18 protein-coding genes and 3 pseudogenes are annotated in these 16,974 nt (G+C 69.1%); 6 read left to right on the top strand and 15 right to left on the bottom strand.

Features of this window, described 5'->3' with window-relative positions; genetic code table 11:
* Positions 1 to 608: 608 nt before the first annotated feature.
* A pseudogene (locus BLQ77_RS29955) lies at positions 609 to 940 on the top strand (SDR family NAD(P)-dependent oxidoreductase); the annotation flags it as partial.
* Positions 941 to 976: 36 nt separating this feature from the next.
* On the opposite strand, the gene BLQ77_RS13475 reads toward BLQ77_RS29955, so the two are convergent.
* The 7 genes from BLQ77_RS13475 to BLQ77_RS13445 form a co-directional block, all read right to left on the bottom strand.
* Complete coding sequence (locus BLQ77_RS13475; protein WP_008887852.1) at positions 977 to 1,465, bottom strand: MarR family winged helix-turn-helix transcriptional regulator; 489 nt, start codon at positions 1,463 to 1,465, stop codon at positions 977 to 979.
* Between the two features lie 132 nt (positions 1,466 to 1,597).
* Positions 1,598 to 2,908, bottom strand: a complete 1,311-nt coding sequence (locus tag BLQ77_RS13470; RefSeq protein ID WP_089959964.1) for a TRAP transporter large permease — start codon at positions 2,906 to 2,908, stop codon at positions 1,598 to 1,600.
* On the bottom strand, positions 2,905 to 3,420 hold the full coding sequence (locus tag BLQ77_RS13465; protein WP_089959963.1) for a TRAP transporter small permease: 516 nt from the start codon (positions 3,418 to 3,420) through the stop codon (positions 2,905 to 2,907). Before BLQ77_RS13465 ends, BLQ77_RS13470 begins: the two co-directional genes overlap by 4 nt.
* Entirely contained in the window at positions 3,417 to 4,421 is a 1,005-nt protein-coding gene (locus tag BLQ77_RS13460) for a TRAP transporter substrate-binding protein (RefSeq protein ID WP_089959961.1), read from the bottom strand. Before BLQ77_RS13460 ends, BLQ77_RS13465 begins: the two co-directional genes overlap by 4 nt.
* Positions 4,418 to 5,092, bottom strand: a complete 675-nt coding sequence (maiA, locus tag BLQ77_RS13455) for a maleylacetoacetate isomerase (RefSeq protein WP_089959959.1) — start codon at positions 5,090 to 5,092, stop codon at positions 4,418 to 4,420. Before maiA ends, BLQ77_RS13460 begins: the two co-directional genes overlap by 4 nt.
* A gap of 2 nt (positions 5,093 to 5,094) precedes the next feature.
* On the bottom strand, positions 5,095 to 6,312 hold the full coding sequence (gene fahA / locus BLQ77_RS13450; RefSeq protein ID WP_089959956.1) for a fumarylacetoacetase: 1,218 nt from the start codon (positions 6,310 to 6,312) through the stop codon (positions 5,095 to 5,097).
* Positions 6,313 to 6,454: 142 nt separating this feature from the next.
* Positions 6,455 to 7,195, bottom strand: coding sequence for a helix-turn-helix transcriptional regulator (locus BLQ77_RS13445; protein ID WP_242661723.1), 741 nt, complete (start codon positions 7,193 to 7,195; stop codon positions 6,455 to 6,457).
* Between the two features lie 124 nt (positions 7,196 to 7,319).
* Here BLQ77_RS13445 and BLQ77_RS13440 point away from each other — a divergent pair, with 124 nt between their 5' ends.
* The 4 genes and pseudogenes from BLQ77_RS13440 to BLQ77_RS29855 all read left to right on the top strand — a co-directional run.
* Positions 7,320 to 8,279 carry an MBL fold metallo-hydrolase gene (locus BLQ77_RS13440; RefSeq protein WP_089959952.1) on the top strand — a complete coding sequence of 320 codons (960 nt, stop codon included), beginning with the start codon at positions 7,320 to 7,322 and terminating at the stop codon, positions 8,277 to 8,279.
* Between the two features lie 21 nt (positions 8,280 to 8,300).
* Positions 8,301 to 9,878, top strand: a complete 1,578-nt coding sequence (locus BLQ77_RS13435; RefSeq protein ID WP_089959950.1) for an FAD-dependent oxidoreductase — start codon at positions 8,301 to 8,303, stop codon at positions 9,876 to 9,878.
* Complete coding sequence (locus BLQ77_RS28185; RefSeq protein ID WP_008887614.1) at positions 9,866 to 10,069, top strand: DUF2783 domain-containing protein; 204 nt, start codon at positions 9,866 to 9,868, stop codon at positions 10,067 to 10,069. The genes BLQ77_RS13435 and BLQ77_RS28185 overlap by 13 nt, the downstream gene beginning before the upstream one ends.
* A gap of 101 nt (positions 10,070 to 10,170) precedes the next feature.
* A pseudogene (locus tag BLQ77_RS29855) lies at positions 10,171 to 10,332 on the top strand (FAD-dependent monooxygenase); the annotation flags it as partial.
* An 18-nt stretch (positions 10,333 to 10,350) separates the two neighbouring features.
* Here the strand turns inward: BLQ77_RS29855 and BLQ77_RS29850 are convergent.
* Positions 10,351 to 10,515: pseudogene (locus tag BLQ77_RS29850) on the bottom strand (LuxR C-terminal-related transcriptional regulator); the annotation flags it as partial.
* Between the two features lie 122 nt (positions 10,516 to 10,637).
* On the bottom strand, positions 10,638 to 11,108 hold the full coding sequence (locus BLQ77_RS13425; protein ID WP_089959945.1) for a MarR family winged helix-turn-helix transcriptional regulator: 471 nt from the start codon (positions 11,106 to 11,108) through the stop codon (positions 10,638 to 10,640).
* Between the two features lie 144 nt (positions 11,109 to 11,252).
* Between BLQ77_RS13425 and hmgA the strand changes: the two genes are divergently transcribed.
* Positions 11,253 to 12,632, top strand: coding sequence for a homogentisate 1,2-dioxygenase (gene hmgA, locus BLQ77_RS13420; protein WP_008887782.1), 1,380 nt, complete (start codon positions 11,253 to 11,255; stop codon positions 12,630 to 12,632).
* 81 nt (positions 12,633 to 12,713) lie between these two features.
* Here hmgA and BLQ77_RS13415 read toward each other — a convergent pair whose 3' ends face one another.
* The 6 genes from BLQ77_RS13415 to BLQ77_RS28440 are packed head-to-tail and all read right to left on the bottom strand — an operon-like array spanning position 12,714 to position 16,869.
* A complete protein-coding gene (locus BLQ77_RS13415; RefSeq protein ID WP_089959939.1) occupies positions 12,714 to 13,880 on the bottom strand; it encodes an iron-containing alcohol dehydrogenase in 1,167 nt (388 codons plus the stop codon).
* 35 nt (positions 13,881 to 13,915) lie between these two features.
* The gene (locus BLQ77_RS13410; protein WP_089959936.1) at positions 13,916 to 15,235 is read right to left on the bottom strand and encodes a glutamine synthetase family protein; all 1,320 of its coding nucleotides are present in this window, start codon (positions 15,233 to 15,235) and stop codon (positions 13,916 to 13,918) included.
* A 1-nt stretch (position 15,236) separates the two neighbouring features.
* Complete coding sequence (locus BLQ77_RS13405) at positions 15,237 to 15,908, bottom strand: ATP-binding cassette domain-containing protein (RefSeq protein ID WP_242661722.1); 672 nt, start codon at positions 15,906 to 15,908, stop codon at positions 15,237 to 15,239.
* An 8-nt stretch (positions 15,909 to 15,916) separates the two neighbouring features.
* Positions 15,917 to 16,213, bottom strand: a complete 297-nt coding sequence (locus BLQ77_RS29660) for an ABC transporter substrate-binding protein (protein WP_089959935.1) — start codon at positions 16,211 to 16,213, stop codon at positions 15,917 to 15,919.
* Positions 16,159 to 16,581, bottom strand: a complete 423-nt coding sequence (locus tag BLQ77_RS29655; protein ID WP_089959932.1) for an ABC transporter substrate-binding protein — start codon at positions 16,579 to 16,581, stop codon at positions 16,159 to 16,161. The genes BLQ77_RS29660 and BLQ77_RS29655 overlap by 55 nt, the downstream gene beginning before the upstream one ends.
* Positions 16,582 to 16,593: 12 nt before the next feature.
* Complete coding sequence (locus BLQ77_RS28440; RefSeq protein ID WP_131822016.1) at positions 16,594 to 16,869, bottom strand: hypothetical protein; 276 nt, start codon at positions 16,867 to 16,869, stop codon at positions 16,594 to 16,596.
* Positions 16,870 to 16,974: the final 105 nt, after the last annotated feature.

Genomic DNA, 16,974 nt, shown 5'->3' with positions numbered 1-16,974 from the left:
GAGGGAGAAGGCGTCTGCGTCGGGCGCCCGGCGGGAGGCCGGGCGTGCGGGGACCGTTGGTTCGGCCCAGGTTTGGTCCCTGCGCCCGGCCCGTGCCGGTCCCGAGCCGGCCCTGAGCCGGACAGTGCCGCCGCCAGCCTGCGGCCTGGCTGGAGTCCTGTCCAGCGCCCTCTTGGGCGCGGCGCGGGCGCCCCGCGCACGCGGCTCACCCGCGCACCCTTTCGGGCGGGCAGGACGTCGGGGCACGATGAGGGGCTGGGTCGCGATGCGTGCCGGGCATGTCTCGGGGTCTGGGTGTCGGAGAGCGGAGGCCTGCGGGTCGGCAAGGCGACGAGGTCGTCATGGCAGAGAGAGAAACAGAACGGGACCGGCGGGGCCGACCGTTGGAAGAACCCCGCAAGAGCGGTTCCGGTTCCGCCAAACCTCCGCTCTCCGCGGGATTTCTTCGCCTCATCCGCGAAGACAGAGCGGGTGACGCGTCAAAACAAGCCACGCTCTTCCCGGGCCGGGGCGGACGGGCGCCCTCAACCGACGCACATTCGGGCGTGGCTGCTTTCGGTGGCCGCCACCACGACAACGCGCTCACGAGCCCCTCCGCCGGCGCGGCTGCGGGGCAGATGGGCCACGTCGGCGGCGTCGACCGGGCGGTCAACTGCACCACCAAGCACAGGCTCGATGGCACGGTAAAGGGCATGGCCATCGAATGGCGGCCGCCCGGCATCCGGGTCAACACGCCCTGCCCGACCCCGGTCCACACGCCGCTGCCAGAGCAGACCCTGACCGATCCCGACCGCCTCGCGTGGATCGAGGAGAAGATCAGGCTCGGCCGCACCCGCGAGGTCGAGGACATCATGGGCGCGGTGCTCTACCTCGCCTCCGATGCCTCGGCACTTGTCACCGGCAGCTCGCTGCGGGTGGACGGGTCTGGACGGCGGGCTGAGCCCCGGGCGCCTGTGAAGAAACCAAAGGCGTCGGTTCAGCGGGTCTCGGCCCGGTCGGGCCGGGGAAACGAGGTGCCGTGGCCGGTCTCGGGCTGGGTCACCGTGGCGATGGCCTTGTCGAGTGCGGCGATGCCCTGCTCGAGCGCGGCCCGGTCCTCGTCGGGCATCGCCGCGAGGATCTCGTTGGCGCGCGTCTCGACATCGCCGAAGACGGCCCGGAACTGCGCCCGTCCCTCGGGGGTGATGGCATAGTTGCGCTTGCGGCGGTCGGCGCCCAGCACCTCGCGCAGGATGAACCCCTTGGCCTCGAGCCGCGAGGCGGCGCGGCTGACCTGCACCTTGTCGAGAGAGGTGCGCTGCGACAGCCGCTGGGAATCCAGCGTCTCGGCATCCTCGAGCAGGAACAGCAGCCGCCATTCCTCGCGCGAGAGGCCATGACCGCGGCCATAGACGGCGACGAGCTGGCGCGAGAACGCTTCGGCGACGACGGCCAGGCGGTAGGGAAAGAACTTTTCTAGGCGCATGTCCGGTTCGTCGTCCTGGTTTCTGGGTCTGGCTGTCTCGTCTGGGTCATGGTCTTCCTGAATGATCGCCCGGGCCCGCAAAGGCAAGCGTGACGCGGGCGGAAGGGCAGCCCGGCGGGGCTGCCCCGCAGGTCATGCGACCAGGTAGAGCGACAGGATCGGCAGCGCGATGATCAGCGCCAGCCGGATGATGTCGGCGACCCAGAACACGTAGACACCGCTGAAGATCGTCCCGAGCGACACGTCCGGCAGCACCGAGCGCAGCACGAAGACGTTCATTCCGATGGGTGGCGTGATCAGGCTGATCTCGGTCACCACCACCACGATGATCGCGAACCAGATCACCAGCGCGTCCGGATCGGCGAGGATCTCGACACCGAAGTCGAGCCCCGAGATCAGCGGGTAGAACACCGGCACGGTGAGCAGGATCATCGACAGGCTCTCGAGGAAGCAGCCCAGCACCATGTAGATCAGCACGATCAGCAGGAGCACCAGCCAGGGCGACATGCCCTGATCCTCGACGATGTCCGCGAGCGCGTCCGGCAGCCCGGCGAAGGTCACGAAGTTGCTGAAGATCTCGGCGCCGATCACGATGGCGAAGATCATCGCCGAGGCGCTGGCGCTCTCGACGAAGGCCTGCCACAGCACGTGGCGGCTGAGCCCGCCGGTGAGGAAGGCGATGACCAGCGCCGCGGCGGCGCCCATGCCCGCGGCCTCGATGGGGGTAAAGAAGCCGCCGTAGATTCCCGCCATGATGAAGACGAAGAGCGCCAGCACCGCGGCGACGCTGATCGCGTCCGCGCGGGTCATCGGGTGGACCTCGCCGACCTTTGGGGCGAGCTCAGGCTTCAGCCGCACCGCCACCATCACCGCCAGCAGGTAGCCGATAATGCCAAGGATGCCGGGAATGATCCCCGCCAGGAAGAGCTTGCCGATGTCGGCCTCGGTCAGCAGCCCGAAGATGATCAGCACCACCGACGGCGGGATCAGGATGCCCAGCGTGCCGCCCGCGGCGATGGCGCCGGTGGCGAGGCTGTCGGAATAGCCGAAGCGCCGCATCGAGGGCATGGCGACCTTGGACATGGTGGCCGCGGTGGCGAGCGACGAGCCGCAGACCGCCGAGAAACCGCCGCAGGACAGCACCGTGGCCATGGCGAGCCCGCCGCGCATCCGCCCGAAGATCCGGTCGGCGGCCGAGAACAGCCCCTGCGCGATGCCGGAGCCCGCGAGCACGTTGCCCATGAAGATGAAGAGCGGCACCACAGAAAGCGAATAGTTCAGCCCGGTCTCGAACACGGCGTTGCCGACCATGGCGCCGGCCGGGGCCCAGCCGCGCAGCAGGGCAAAGCCGATGCCGCCGACGATGGCCATGGCGAAGGCGATCGGCACGCGCATGAACACCAGTCCGAGAAGGATGGCGAGGGCGATCAGCGAGATGGTCATTGGGTCTCCCGGCGCAGGATCATCGCAACGCTCGACACTGCGCAGCTGGCGGCGGCGAGGAAGGCGAGCGGTGCCATGGGCAGCGCGAGCGAGGCGCTGCGGGTGCCGTCGTGGATCTGGTCGAGGCCGATCAGCACCAGACGGTAGGCGAAGTAGGCGAGCGCCACGGCCGAGACCGCCCCGGCGAGGCGCCCGAGCACCCGTTGCACCGGGCGCGACAGCAGGTGCAGCGCCAGGTCGACCTCGACATGACCGCCGTCGATGCTGGTCAGCGGCAGCGCCGCGAAGACCAGCGCCGCGAGCAGCATCTGGGTGAGCTCGTAGGCGCCGCCGAACGGATGGTTGAAGAGGTAGCGGCCCACAACGTCGACGCAGGTCACGCCGATCAATGCGAGGATCAGCAGCGCCGAGGTATCGGCCAGAAGCCGGTACCAGAGCGCCCGCCGGTGCCCCCACCGTCCCCCGGAGCTTGCGGGGGACGGGGCGGTGCCGCCTGCGTCAGGCTGGGTCATTCGACCGAGACCCCGGTCATCGCGCGGAACTCTTCCAGCGCCGCGGCGCCGTCATAGCCTTCGCCCAGCCCTTCGGCCCACGAGGCCTCGAGCGTGCCGGCGGCGTCGCGCAGCGCGCCCACCACCTCGGGACCTGCGGCGTAGAACTCGACCTTGTCGCCCACCACGTCCTGTGCGGCGGTGTCGGCGTCGTTCCACGCCTGGCCGACGCGCTCGGCAAAGGCCTCGCCCGAGATCGCGTCGATGGCGGCGCGGTCCTCTTCCGAGAGGCTGTTCCACTTGTCCTCGTTCACCACGAAGAACCAGGTGGTGTTGTAGATGCCGCCCGGGACCGTCATCGAGTACTTGATGTAGTCAACGAGGTTGAACGCGGTCATCGCCTCGTAGGTGAAGGCCACGCCGTCGATGACGCCGCGCGACAGCTTCTCGTAGACCTCGGTCGAGGACATGAAGAGCGGTGCCGCGCCGAGCGTCGACACCAGGTCGCCCACGTAGCCGCCGGGCACGCGCAGTTTCATGCCCTCGAGATCCGCGGGCGTCTCGATCTTGCGCAGGTTGTTGTGCAGCAGGCCCGGCCCGTGCATGAACAGGCCCAGCAGGTGTGTGCCTTCGTGCTCTGCGGCCGCGTCGAGTTCGCCGCCGTAGATGCTCCAGTAGGCCTTGGAGTTGGCGATGGCGTCATCGCCGAGGAAGCTGAACTGCCCCAGCCGCGCACGGTTGAAACGGTCGTCCTCGGTGAAGGAATGCAGGCCGTAGGTCACGTCGGCGATGCCGTCGCGCGCCATGTCGAAGTGCGCCGGCGGGCTGCCCAGCGGCTTGCGCATGATGCGCACGGTGACGCGGCCGTCGGTCACCTTCTCGACCTCTTCGGCCCAGGGCTCGAAGGCGTTGACGACGATCGGGTGCTTCGGCGGCAGCCACGACGACATGATCAGTTCCTCGGCCATCAGCGGCGTCGAGGACAGGAGCAGCGCGGCAAGCGCGGTCTTCAGGGTCTTCATGGTCTTTCCTCCTCAGTCTCCCTCGCCTCCCGCGAGGGATCGAATTTTCGGGGATGAGCTGCCTGGAAGGCGGGATGCCCGGCGCAGGCCGAGGCCACCGCCGAGATGCGCGGCAGGTGGTCGTAGGCCACCCCCCAGCGCGTCGCGTTGTAGAGCTGCGGGATCAGCGCGCAGTCGGCCAGCGTCGGCTGGGCGCCGTGGCAGTAGGGGCCCTCGGGCGCCGGGGTGGCGAGCAGGGCCTCGACGGCGGCAAGACCGCCGGCGATGTTGTCGCGGTTCCATGCCTCGCGCGCCTCGGACCCGCCGAGCGAGCCGACCCGGTTCAGCACGTGCAGGTTCGAGACCGGATGGATCTCGCAGGCGATGGCGAGCGCGATGGCCCGCACCCTCGCCCGCCCCGCCGGATCGGCGGGCAGCAGGGGGGGCGCGGCCACGGTCTCGTCGAGGTACTCGATGATCGCCAGCGACTGGGTCAGCCGGAGGCCGTCGGTCTCGAGCACCGGCACCAGCCCCTGAGGGTTGCGCGCCAGATGCGCGTCCGAGCGCTGCGCCCCGGCCACGAGGTCGACGCTCCGGCTCTCGTAGGCGAGGCCCTTGAGCGCCAGCGCGATCCGCACCCGGTAGGAGGCCGACGAGCGCCAGTAGTCGCGAAGAACGATCCCCCCCGCCATGCTCAGTCCCTGGCCGGAAGGATGGTGCCGGTGCAGGGGCCGAAGCCGATGCGGTAGCCGTCCCCCTGCGCATGGGCATAGAGGCCGACCTCGTCGCCGTCCTGAATGAAGACGCGCTCTTCACCGTTCACCGTCACCGGCTTCTTGCCGCCCTCGGTCATCTCGAGCAGCGCGCCGGTCTGCTCGGGCGCGGGGCCCGAGATGGTACCCGACCCCAGCAGGTCGCCGACCCGCATCGGGCAGCCCGAGCCCGTGTGATGCGCAAGCTGCTGGGCGCTCGAATAGTACATCACGTTGTAGTTGGTCTCGCCCATCGGCTGGCCGTTCATGGTCCAGCCCATGGTCATGTCGTAGAAGCCCGGGCGCTCTTCCTGCAGGTAGGGCAGCAGCGGCACCTCGCGGGGGGCACCCTCGCTGCGGAACGGCTCGAGCGCCGCCTGCGTCACGATCCACGGGCTGATGGTGGTGCCGAGCGCCTTGGACTGGAACGGCCCGAGTGGCTGGTATTCCCAGGCCTGGATGTCGCGCGCCGACCAGTCGTTCAGCAGCACGTAGCCGAAGATCATCCGTTCGGCCTCGGCGACGCTGACGCGCTCGCCCATGGTGCTGTCCATGCCGACGACGGCGCCAAGCTCGAGCTCGAGGTCGAGGCGGCGGCAGGCGGTCCATTCCGGCCCGCTCTCGCCCTTCACCTGCCCCATCGGGCGGTGGATGTCGGTCCCCGAGACGACCACCGACGAGGCGCGGCCGTTGTAGCCGATCGGCATGTGGGTCCACTGCGGCGGCAGCGCGTTCTCGGGGCCGCGGAACAGTGCGCCGACGTTGAAGGCGTGGTTCTTCGAGGCATAGAAATCAGTGAATTCGGTGACCCGCACCGGCAGGTGCAGCGTGGCGTCGGCCATGGCCACCAGCGGCAGCGTCTCGTCGCCACCCTCGGCCAGAAGCTCGGTCAGGCGGGCGCGGACCTCGTCCCAGACCGGACGGCCGAGCGCGATGAAATCGTTGAGCCGGGGCGCCGCGAAGGTGCCCTCTGCCGACAGCAGTCCGCGCGCTTCGCAGGCGGCAAGGTCCACGATCATGTCCCCGATGGCGACACCGCAGCGCGGCGCGTCGGAGCCCGTGGAGAACACGCCGAAGGGCAGGTTCTCGATGGGAAAATCGCACTCTGGATCGTTCGCCGCAGCCACCCAGCTGCGCCGCGGCATGTCGCCCTGTGGCATCTCGTGCCTCCTGTATTCTGGTCCTCCTGGGCGCCCCGCCAATCGGGGGGCGCTCGCCGGCGCGGGGCCGGTCCGGCGTGACTCTTACCCGATCTCGTTTCATTTGCAACCAGTTTTGTTGCAGGTGAAATGAAATCCGCGATCAGCCGAGGACGGCGGCCAGCAGGTCGCTGGACTTCGAGAGCCCGAGTTTCTGGTAGGCCCGTTGGCGATAGGTCAGCACCGTGCCGTGGCTCAGCCCGAGCTCGGCGCCGGTCTCGGCGGCGGTGCGCCCGGCGAGCGTGCGGGCGCAGACCTCGCGCTCGCGGCGGCTGAGGATGGGGTGCGACTCGGCCAGGCGCGACTCGAGCTCGGCCACCAGCGACGGCGTCTCGGCCGGCCGCCGCGTCAGCCGCGTGAGCCCGGTGATGGCAAGCTGCGCCAGAGCTCCCAGCTGCGCCATGTCGATCTCGGCCCCGCTCGCGCCGCGGTGGTAGAAGGTGACCACGAGGCTGTGATCGGCAAAGCGCCAGCCGAAGCAGAGCTTCTCCGAGAACCGCGGCCGCACGAAGCAGAGCTCGCGGTAGGCGGCAAGCTCGATGCTGTCGGCGGGAATGCGGCAGAGAAAGCCGCTGCCCGGCGGCGTCGCCTTCAAAGCCGCGACCGCCGGGTCGCTGCGGTGGAAACGCCGGGCATGGGCGGCGGCGCGTTCGGCCACGTCGGCGAGATCGCTCGACGAGGCCAGCGTCTCGGGCGCGCCCTCCCCCGCGCGGTAGGCGTAAAGCTCCTCGACCCCCGCCGCCGAATGCGCCGCGTCCAGCAGGCGCTCTGAAAACACCGAAAGATCCCGCGCGTCCAGCAGCACCGCGGCACGGTCCGGGTCGATCAATCCGACCGTTGTCATGACGTCCTCCCCCGTCTCCTCCACCTCTGTCCATACGCCTAATGACATACAGGTCAAGATCGTTTCACTAGAAACGAACTCGAATCCGCTGCACGTCAGCAGCCCTATCGGGAGAGAGAGAACCATGTCGAAACCCTTTGCATCCTCGGCCGACACCGCCGTGAAAACCGATACGCTGGAGATCCTTGGCGACGGCGTCTACGCGCTGACCGCCGAGGGCGATCCGAACGTGGGCGCGGTCGAAGGCGAGGATTTCGTCGTCGCCATCGAATCGCGTGCCACCCCTTCGGCGTCGCGGGACTGGCTCAACATCCTGCGCGAGCAGACCGACAAGCCGGTGCGCTACCTGATCCTGACCCACTACCACGCGGTGCGGGTGCTCGGCGCCTCGGCCTTCGACGCGGGCGACATCATCATGTCCGAAGCCTCGCGCGATCTGGTGGAAGAGCGCGGCGAACAGGACTGGAAGAGCGAGTTCGGCCGGATGCCGCGCCTTGCCAAGAACGCCGACGAGGTGCCCGGCCTGACCTGGCCCACCATCACCTTCAAGGACAGCTACGACATCGAGCTCGGCGGCGATCGCGGCAAGCTCGAGCTCCGCTTCCTCGGCCGTGGCCACACCGGCGGCGACATCGCGGTCTGGCACGACAAGACCCGGACGCTCTACGCGGGCGATCTCGTGGAATCCAAGGCCGCGCTCTACACCGGTGACGCCTACCACTTCGACTGGGCGACCGGCACGCTCGACAACGTCAAGGCCTACCGCGCCGAGAACCTGATCGGCGGCCGCGGGGCGGTGTCGCGCGGCACCGAGGAAACCGACGCGGCGGTCGAGCAGACCCGCAAGTTCCTCAACGGCATGATCGACAACGTCGGCCGCGTCCACAAGGCCGGCGGCAGCCTCAGGGAAGCCTTCGAGGCGACCCGCGACGCGCTGGCCCCCGAGTTCGGCGCCTGGCCGATCTTCGAGCACTGCCTGCCCTTCGACGTGCAGCGGCTCTGGGACGAGTTCGACGGCATCGAGCACCCGCGCATCTGGACCGCCGAGCGCGACCGCGAGGTCTGGGCAAAGCTTCAGGACTGAGCGGAGCGAAGGGAGGAGACCATGGCAAACGTTGCAGGCATTCCTGTCTACAAGGAGATCGGCGCGACCCCGGCCCCGTCCGGGGCCGAGGACCACGCCCGGGTGGTGATCGTGGGCGCCGGCCCCGTGGGTCTGGCGATGGCGCTGGACCTCGGGCGGCGCGGCCACGAGGTCACGGTGCTGAACCGGCTCGACTTCGTCGCCCACGCCTCGAAGGCGATCTGCTTCTCGAAGCGCTCGCTCGATATCCTCGACCGGCTCGGCGCCGGCGATCCGGCGGTCGAGAAGGGCGTCACCTGGAACACCGGCAAGGTGTTCTGGGGCACCGGCGAGGAGCCGGTCTACCAATTCGACATGCTGCCGGTAAAGGACCAGAAGCGCCCCGGCTTCATCAACATCCAGCAATACTACATCGAGGAATATCTCCTCGATGCCTGCCAGGCGCTGCCCAGCATCGACCTGCGCTGGGGCCATTGCGTGGAAGAGGTGACGCCGCATGACTCGGGCGCGCGGCTCGAGGTGTCGACCGACGCCGGTCGCTACAGCCTCGAGGCCGAGTGGCTGATCGCCTGCGACGGCTCGCGCTCGACCGTGCGCGAGAAGCTCGGCCTCGACTTCGAGGAACGGGTGTTCGAGGACAACTTCCTCATCGCCGACATCCGCATGAAGAAGGAGATGCCGTCCGAGCGCTGGTTCTGGTTCGACCCGCCGTTCAATCCCGGCCGCTCGGCGCTGATGCACAAGCAGCCCGACGACGTCTGGCGGCTCGACTTCCAGCTCGGCTGGAACATCGACCGCGCCGCGGCGACCCGGCCCGAGAACGTCGAGCCCTTCATCCGTGCGATGCTCGGCGACGTCGAGTTCGAACGCGAATGGTACTCGGTCTACACCTTCCAGTGCCGCCGCATGGCCCGCTTCGTGCATGGCCGGACGATCTTTGCCGGGGACAGCGCGCATCTGGTCTCGCCCTTCGGCGCGCGCGGCTGCAACGGCGGGTTCGCCGATATCGACAACCTCGGCTGGAAGCTCGACCTCGTGCTGCGCGGCGAGGCAGACGAGGCGCTCATCGCCACCTACAACGACGAGGCGGTGGCGACGGCGGACGAGAACATCCTGAACTCGACCCGCTCCACCGACTTCCTGACGCCCAAGTCCGACGCCAGCCGGGCGCTGCGCGACGCGGTGCTGGAACTGGCGCAGGACCATGCCTTCGCGCGGCCCTTCGTCAACTCCGGACGGCTCTCGACCCCGGTGAGCTACCCGCAGAGCGCGCTCTCGACGCCCGATGAGGACGTTTGGGAGGGCGGCGTGGCGCCCGGCGCGCCGGTGCTCGACGCGCCGCATGGCAACGGCTGGCTGCTCGACCGGCTGGGCGGCGACTTCGTGCTGATCACCCACGCATGGCAGGGGCCGGTGCCCGCGGGCGTGAGCGTGCTCGCGGTCGACGGGCTCGCGGCCGAACGGCTGGCGCTGCCCGAGGGCGCGGCCTGTCTCGTGCGGCCCGATCAATACGTGGCGGCGCGCTGGCTGACGCCCGACGCGGCGCGGATCGAGGCGGCACTGCAACGCGCCAAGGGAGGAAAGACATGGCTCAACTGATCACCACCCCGAACCTGACCGGGCACGACGACATCTACGAGGCCCTGATCGGCCTGCACGAGGGTCTGACCGAAGCCGAGAGCCTCGGCACATGGTCGCGGCTGGCGCTGCTGCTGATCAACCACATCGGCGACCGCGAGGCCATCGACCAGGCCATCGCACTTGCCCGCCCGGCGGCCCGCGCCGCCTGAGCCGGACACGCACGCAGGGGTCTGTCCTCCTTTTCGGGGGACAGACCCGACCCCGTCTGCCCCGCTATGACTCCGGCGAGACGCACGAGGGAGGACATGCGATGAGACCGGCAGGCCGCAGCGAGACCGACTCGCTCTATTTCACCTACCCCAGGTTCGAGACACCCGCCCGACGCCCGGCCCCCGGCGCGTCCGTGGCCATCGTCGGCGCCGGGCCCGTCGGCATGACCGCGGCGCTGGCGCTGGCGCGTGAGGGCGTACGCTCGGTGCTTCTCGTAGGCCCGGCGCCGGTAGGTCGCGACGGTCGAGACGGTGACGCCCATGTCGCCCGCGATGATCTCGGCCTTGCGACCGTCGAGGATGCCCATGCAGACCTGGGCCTCGCGCTCGCTGAGCAGGGCCAGCGGCGCAGGGGTGGCGCTGGCCGGCAGGCCCTCGAAATGCATCAGCACCAGCCGCCCGAGGCTGCGCACCAGTTCGGCGAGGTGCGGCAGGAACTCGGGGCGGCCGCAGCAGGCGAGGCAATCGTCGATCAGCTCGAGCGCGCCGATGCTGTCGGCCGCGGGGCTCATGCCGCGGGCGCCGCGCCGTCGTCCTCCGCGTCAGGGACGGCGGCGGCAGGCATGGCGATGAGCCGGGTCAGCGCCTCCTCGAGGACAGACGCCCCCTCCCCCAGCTCGGCCATGAGCTCGGCCTGGAAAGCCTCGGCGATGCGCCCCAGCCGCTCCATCAGCGCCCGCCCCTCGGGGGTGAGTTCCAGCACCACCAGCCGGCGGTCGGTCTCGTGCCCGGACTTGCGCAGGTAGCCCGCGCCCTCGAGCCGCGCCGCGGCCCGGCTCACCATCGACTTGTCGAGGTTCACCCGCGCATGGATATCGCGCACGCTGACCTGTCCCGAGTGGTTGAGATGCGCCAGCACCCGCCATTCCGGGATCGTCAGCCCCGCCTCGGCGCCGTAGCGCGCGGCGAATCTGCGGCTGACCTGAGAGGCGGCCACCGACAGGCGGTAGGGCAGGAAATCGTCGAGTTGAAACGTCATCGGGGCTCCTTTCCCAATGAAAGGCAGGATTTCGTTGCGATCACAACAAAAAACCGTGTCGCGGCAAGACCCGGATTGACTTCGTTGCATCGGCAACGGTATATTCGTTGCAAGAGCAATGATCTCTCGCGAGGAGGACGCCAGATGACTGCACACGACCTGCCCAAGGGCATGATCCGGGCCACCGCAACCACCGGCACGCACGAGGGCTACATGCCCGGCTTCGGCAACGACTTCGAGACCGAGGCGCTGCCCGACGCGCTGCCGCAGGGCCAGAACAGCCCGCAGAAGTGCAACTACGGGCTTTACGCCGAGCAGCTCTCGGGCACCGCCTTCACCGCGCCGCGCGGCCAGAACGAGCGGACCTGGTGCTACCGCATCCGACCCTCGGTGCATCACACCGGCCGCTTCAGCCCGATCGACGTGCCCTACTGGAAGACCGCGCCCAACATCCTGCCGCACGATCCCAACCGGCAGAACATCATGAGCCTCGGCCAGTACCGCTGGGACCCGATCCCGGTGCCCGAGCAGGAGCTCACCTGGATCACCGGGATGCGCACCATCACCACCGCCGGGGACGTCAACATCCAGGTCGGCATGGCAAGCCACGTCTACCTCGTCACCGCCTCGATGGAGGACGAGTACTTCTTCTCCGCCGACAGCGAGCTCCTGGTGGTGCCCCAGGAGGGCCGGCTGCGCTTCTGCACCGAGCTCGGCGTCATCGACATCGAGCCCAAGGAAATCGCCATCCTCCCGCGCGGGCTGGTCTATCGCGTCGAGGTGCTCGAAGGGCCCTGCCGCGGGTTCGTCTGCGAAAACTACGGCCAGAAGTTCGACCTGCCCGGCCGCGGCCCGATCGGCGCCAACTGCCTTGCCAACCCGCGCGACTTCAAGTGCCCGGTGGCCGCCTACGAGGACCGCGAGGTGCGTTCGCGCGTGGTGGTGAAATGGTGCGGCCAGTTCCACGAGACCTGGATCGGGCACTCGCCGCTCGACGTGGTGGCGTGGCACGGCAACTACTGCGCCTACAAGTACGACCTGCGCACCTACTCGCCGGTGGGCGCGATCCTGTTCGACCACCCCGACCCGTCGATCTTCACCGTGCTGACTGCGCCCTCGGGGCAGGAAGGCACCGCCAACATCGACTTCGTGCTGTTCCGCGAGCGCTGGATGGTGGCCGAGCACAGCTTCCGCCCGCCGTGGTACCACAAAAACATCATGTCCGAGCTGATGGGCAACATCTACGGGGTCTACGACGCCAAGCCGCAGGGCTTCGCGCCGGGCGGCATCAGCCTGCACAACTGCATGCTGCCGCACGGTCCCGACCGGGATGCCTTCGAAGGTGCGTCGAACGCGGCGCTGAAGCCCGAGAAGCTCGACAACACCATGTCGTTCATGTTCGAGACACGCTTCCCGCAGCACCTCACCGAATTCGCCGCCAGGGAGGCGCCGATGCAGGAGGAATACATCGAAGTCTGGGATCACCTCGAGAAGAAGTTCGACGGCACGCCCGGCGTGAAGTGACGCGTTCCGCTTCGTGAAATAGGGCCCCCTCGCGCTGCTGCGAGGGGGCCTTCCTCATGTCAGCGGGCTGCCGTCAGCCCGTCAGCCCATGGCGCGGGCAAGCATCCGCGTCGCCAGCGCCGCGTCGAAGGGCGCGGGGTTCGCCGCCGCGCAGGGGTCCTTGAGCGCCAGCGCGATGACCTCGTCCTGCCGTTCGGCCACGACGCCAAGCCCGGCCAGACCCGACGGAATGCCGAGCTGGTCGCGCAGACCCTCGAGCCAAGCGATCACGCTTTCCGCCTGCCGCCCCGGCAGGTCCAGAAGCTGCGCGAGTTCCGTCAGCCGCGGGCGCGCGTGCTCGATATTCTCGGCCGTGACGTGCGGCAGCAGGATGGCGTTCAGCAGCCCGTGCGGCAGGTCGTAGACCGCCCCCAGCGCGTGGCTCAGCGCGTGTACGCCGCCCAGCCCCTTCTGCAGCGCCACGCAGGCCATGCCCGAGGCCACCAGCATGTCGGCCCGCGCCTCGAGATCGCCGCCGTTCTCGCAGGCGCGCGGCAGCGCCTCCTTGATCATCCGCAGCGCCTGCAGCGCCAGCCCGTCGGCCATCGGGTGGAAGTTGGGCGTGATGAAGGTCTCGAGCGCGTGGCAGAGCGCGTCCATGCCGGTGCTGGCGGTCAGCCCCTGCGGCAGGCCCACGGTCAGCTCGGGGTCTAGGATCGCGACGCCGGGCATCATGATCGGGTGAAAGATGATCATCTTCCGGCCCGCCTCGGTGTCGGTGATGATCGACGACCGCCCCAGTTCCGAGCCCGTCCCTGCGGTGGTCGGCACCGCCACCACCGGCACCGGGTCGGCGGTGTCGACGCGGGTCCAGTTGTCGCCCACGTCCTCGAAATCCCAGATCGGGCGGGTCTGGCGCACCATCAGCGCCACCGCCTTGGCCGCGTCGAGCGCGCTGCCACCACCGAAGGCGATCACCGCGTCATGGCCCCCGGCGCGAAACGCCGCGACGCCGGCATCCACCGCAGCGCCGGTGGGGTTCGGATGGACCTCCGAGAACAGGCCGAAGGGCACGCCCGCGTCCCGCAGCACCCCGAGCGCGCGCTGCGCAGGTTCGAGCGAGACCAGCGCCGCGTCGGTCACGAAGAGCGGGTTTGATGCACCGAGATCGGCCAGCGCCGCGGGCAGCTCGGCGATGCGTCCGGCACCGAAGCGGATGGCGGTGGGCCACGACCAGTTGCGGTCGGGCCGGGTAGAGAAATCCAGCATGGGGAACTCCGGTAGATTTGGGGTGTCGTGAGGGGTCAGAACAGCTCGAGATAGCGCCGGATCTCCCAGTCGGTGACCTGGCGGAGGTAGTCCTTGACCTCGTGGCGGCGGGAGCGGACGAAATGATCGACGAAGGCATCGCCAAACAGCGTCCGGGCAGTGTCGCTGGCCTCGAGCCGGTCCGCCGCCTCCACGAGATCGCGGGGGAAGCGGGTCTCGGGCGCGGGTGTGACCTCGTAGGCGCTGCCGTCGAGCGGCCGCCCGGGGTCGACCTGGTTCTCGATGCCCCAGAGCCCGGCGGCGAGGCACATGGCCATCACCGCGTGCGGGTTGGAATCCGCCGAGGGCACGCGGAACTCGACCCGCGTCGCCTCGGGGCTGTCGTTGATGATGCGCACCGCAGCGGTCCGGTTCTGCACGCCCCAGCTCGCCCAGGTCGGGGCCCAGGCCCCCGGCACCAGCCGCTTGTAGGCGTTGACCGTGTGCGCCGTCAGCACCAGCATCTCGGGCGTCAGGCGCAGCAGCCCGCCGATAAAATGCCGCGCGTCCTGAGACAGCCCGTCGGGGGCGTCGGGATCATGGAACACCGGCGCACCGGCGCGCTGCAGCGAGACGTGGAAATGCCCCGACTGGCCCGAGAGCCCCGGATCGAGCTTCGACATGAACACCGTCGTCAGCCCGGCGCGCGCGAAATAGGCCCGCGCGAAGTTGCGGAAGAGCGCCGCGTCATCGGCGGCGCGGATCCCCTGCACGGCGGCCAGCGGGGCCTCGAAACAGCCCGGCCCGAGCTCGGTATGGAGGCTGTCGAGCCCGATGCCCAGCGTCTTCATGCAGGCGCGCAGCCCGTCGAAGAGATCGCCGTATGAGGCGGCGGATTGCAGCGAATAGGTGCGGTTGGCCTTGGCGAAATGCTGCAGGTCCCGGTAGTCCTTGGCGCGCAGGCTGTCGGCGGTCTCGTCGAGCAGGAAGAACTCGTACTCGAAGGCCGCGGTCACCTCGAGGCCCATGGCCCCGGCCCTGTCGAGCTGGCGCGCAAGCTGGTTGCGGGGCGAATTCTCGCCGTACTCTCCGGTGAAATCGGCGATGGCCACCCCGGCGCGCGGGCCGAAGGGCCAGTGGCGGATGGTCTCGGGATAGACCCTGGCGGGACGGTCGATGTAGGTGCGGTCGTCCTCCCACTGCATCTCGGCGCTGTCCCAGGCGTGGATGACGTCGCAGAAGCTGTAGCCCTTGTCGATCAGCTTCGCCGCCTTCTTCGCGTCCACGAGCTTGTGCCGGAACAATCCGTCGAGATCGAAGATCCCCACGTGCAGGTCGTCGTACTCGGTGAGATGTGTCGCTGTCGTCGCATCCATGTCAGGCGGGTTCCTTCACTGCGGTTGCGGGCGCCGGGGCGGCGACCTCCTTCAGGTACGGCCCGCGCGGATCGTCTCCGCGCGGCGGCAGGCGGTCGGCCTGCAACGCGCCCGCCGTCGCCGTAAGGGTGCGCACGGCAGCGGGGGTGGGGGTGAGATACTGCGCCTCGTTCGGCTCTCGGTCCGAGGTCTTGGCGAGGCTGGTTCGCCCGGTCCCGGTGATCGTGCCCATCGCGATCATGGTGTCACACATTCTGGCTCTCCGTATTTGCCGCCAGCGATCCAGCGAGCGGGCGATGGTCGGCGCCGCCTCGGGCAGGCGGCGCGTGTCGTCGTGTTCCGGCGCGGTGGTGACCCGCTCGACGCTGCCGCGCTCGACGATGCGGCCCCCGTGCATCACGCCGACATCGTGCGACAGGAAGCGCAGGACCGAAAGGTCATGCGACACCGCAAGGTAGCCGAGCCCGCGATCCCGACGCAGATCTGCCAGCAGGTTGAGCACCTGCGCCCGGATGGACACGTCGAGCGCCGTGACCGGCTCGTCGAGCAGCAGCAGCTCCGGCTCGGGCACCAGCGTCCGCGCGATGGCGACGCGCTGGCGCTGGCCGCCGGAAAACTGCCCCGGCACCCGCATCAGGAAGTTCGACGGCTGGCCCACGCTCTCGGAGGGCACCGGGCGGATCAGCCCCTCGGAATAGGGGTGGCGCGGAGCAGCGACGAGAGCAGCACCTCGGGGTCGGTGGTGGCGATGAACCAGCCGTGCTCGAAGAGATCGCCCGCCCTGGGGCCGAAGAGCATCTGGTTGTACTTGGCGGCCTCAAGGGCCTGCAGGGTCACCTTGATGCCGATGTCGGCAAGGGTCTGGACGATGAACTGACCGTATTCGTTGGTCCTCGGGCGGAACCCCACCGTGACGTGGCAGGTCAGCTCGCGCAGCCCCTCGCCCTTCGGGTAGCCGGCCCCGGCAAGCAGCGCCATGGCCTTTCCGGAGCATAGGTCGGGAAGCTGTCGGAGGCGCCCGCGAACATGTGCGAGGCGGTCAGGAACGCGTTGTTGGCCTCGCCCGAGCCCATCATGATGTTCTCGATGATCGACGCCACGTCGATCGCGTGGGCGATGGCCTGACGCAGCTTGAGGGTGTTCATCGGCTCTTTGGCGACGCGGAAGGTCAGCCACTTGCTCTCGACCCTTTTCACCCGCCCCACGCCGAGGTTCGGGTCGGGCTCGATCATCGGGATCCTGTCCGGCTCGACCCGGTCGATGATCTGCGCCTGCCCGGCCCGCAGCGTGGCACGGCGGGTCTGGCTGTCCCCGACGAAGCGGAAGACGTACCCGGCAAGGTGCAGCGTGCCGTCCCATTATCCGGTGTTGGCCTCGAGCTTCACGCCGGCCTCTTCGCCCTCGCAGGACAGCCACGTGAAGGGGCCCGTGCCGACGAACGTCTCGTCGAGCGTGCCCGCATCCACCACGTGGGCGGGCGATATCTCCGGGCCCCCGCAGGACAGCAGCATGTGGTTGCAGGGGTCCCACTTGTCCGAGAGGTTCTCGGCCGAGAGGAAGGTGACCGCCCCAGCGGGCGGGCCATCGGCGCGGCGGTTGCATCCCGTGCAAAGGCACAGGCCCCTCCGGGGCAACCGTGATCGCGGGGAGACGGTGGCCCCATACCTCCGCAAGGCGTGTGAAAAGCGCGATACGCGAGGCACACGCTATGATAGAATGACGCTGGCGCGGATTCCGCG

Source organism: Salipiger thiooxidans (assembly GCF_900102075.1).
Classification (GTDB): domain Bacteria; phylum Pseudomonadota; class Alphaproteobacteria; order Rhodobacterales; family Rhodobacteraceae; genus Salipiger; species Salipiger thiooxidans.
Note: the sequence above shows the minus strand (reverse complement) of the source record. Positions and strands in the feature narration are given on the sequence as shown.

Coding starts and splice junctions, on each gene's coding strand:
- BLQ77_RS13465 (WP_089959963.1), bottom strand. CDS start 3,420: ATGACCCAGCCTGACGCAGGCGGCACCGCCCCGTCCCCCGCAAGCTCC.
- BLQ77_RS13475 (WP_008887852.1), bottom strand. CDS start 1,465: ATGCGCCTAGAAAAGTTCTTTCCCTACCGCCTGGCCGTCGTCGCCGAA.
- fahA (WP_089959956.1), bottom strand. CDS start 6,312: ATGCCACAGGGCGACATGCCGCGGCGCAGCTGGGTGGCTGCGGCGAAC.
- BLQ77_RS13440 (WP_089959952.1), top strand. CDS start 7,320: ATGTCGAAACCCTTTGCATCCTCGGCCGACACCGCCGTGAAAACCGAT.
- BLQ77_RS13470 (WP_089959964.1), bottom strand. CDS start 2,908: ATGACCATCTCGCTGATCGCCCTCGCCATCCTTCTCGGACTGGTGTTC.
- BLQ77_RS13445 (WP_242661723.1), bottom strand. CDS start 7,195: ATGACAACGGTCGGATTGATCGACCCGGACCGTGCCGCGGTGCTGCTG.
- hmgA (WP_008887782.1), top strand. CDS start 11,253: ATGACTGCACACGACCTGCCCAAGGGCATGATCCGGGCCACCGCAACC.
- maiA (WP_089959959.1), bottom strand. CDS start 5,092: ATGGCGGGGGGGATCGTTCTTCGCGACTACTGGCGCTCGTCGGCCTCC.
- BLQ77_RS29660 (WP_089959935.1), bottom strand. CDS start 16,213: ATGGCGCTGCTTGCCGGGGCCGGCTACCCGAAGGGCGAGGGGCTGCGC.
- BLQ77_RS13435 (WP_089959950.1), top strand. CDS start 8,301: ATGGCAAACGTTGCAGGCATTCCTGTCTACAAGGAGATCGGCGCGACC.
- BLQ77_RS28185 (WP_008887614.1), top strand. CDS start 9,866: ATGGCTCAACTGATCACCACCCCGAACCTGACCGGGCACGACGACATC.
- BLQ77_RS13415 (WP_089959939.1), bottom strand. CDS start 13,880: ATGCTGGATTTCTCTACCCGGCCCGACCGCAACTGGTCGTGGCCCACC.
- BLQ77_RS13460 (WP_089959961.1), bottom strand. CDS start 4,421: ATGAAGACCCTGAAGACCGCGCTTGCCGCGCTGCTCCTGTCCTCGACG.
- BLQ77_RS13425 (WP_089959945.1), bottom strand. CDS start 11,108: ATGACGTTTCAACTCGACGATTTCCTGCCCTACCGCCTGTCGGTGGCC.
- BLQ77_RS13410 (WP_089959936.1), bottom strand. CDS start 15,235: ATGGATGCGACGACAGCGACACATCTCACCGAGTACGACGACCTGCAC.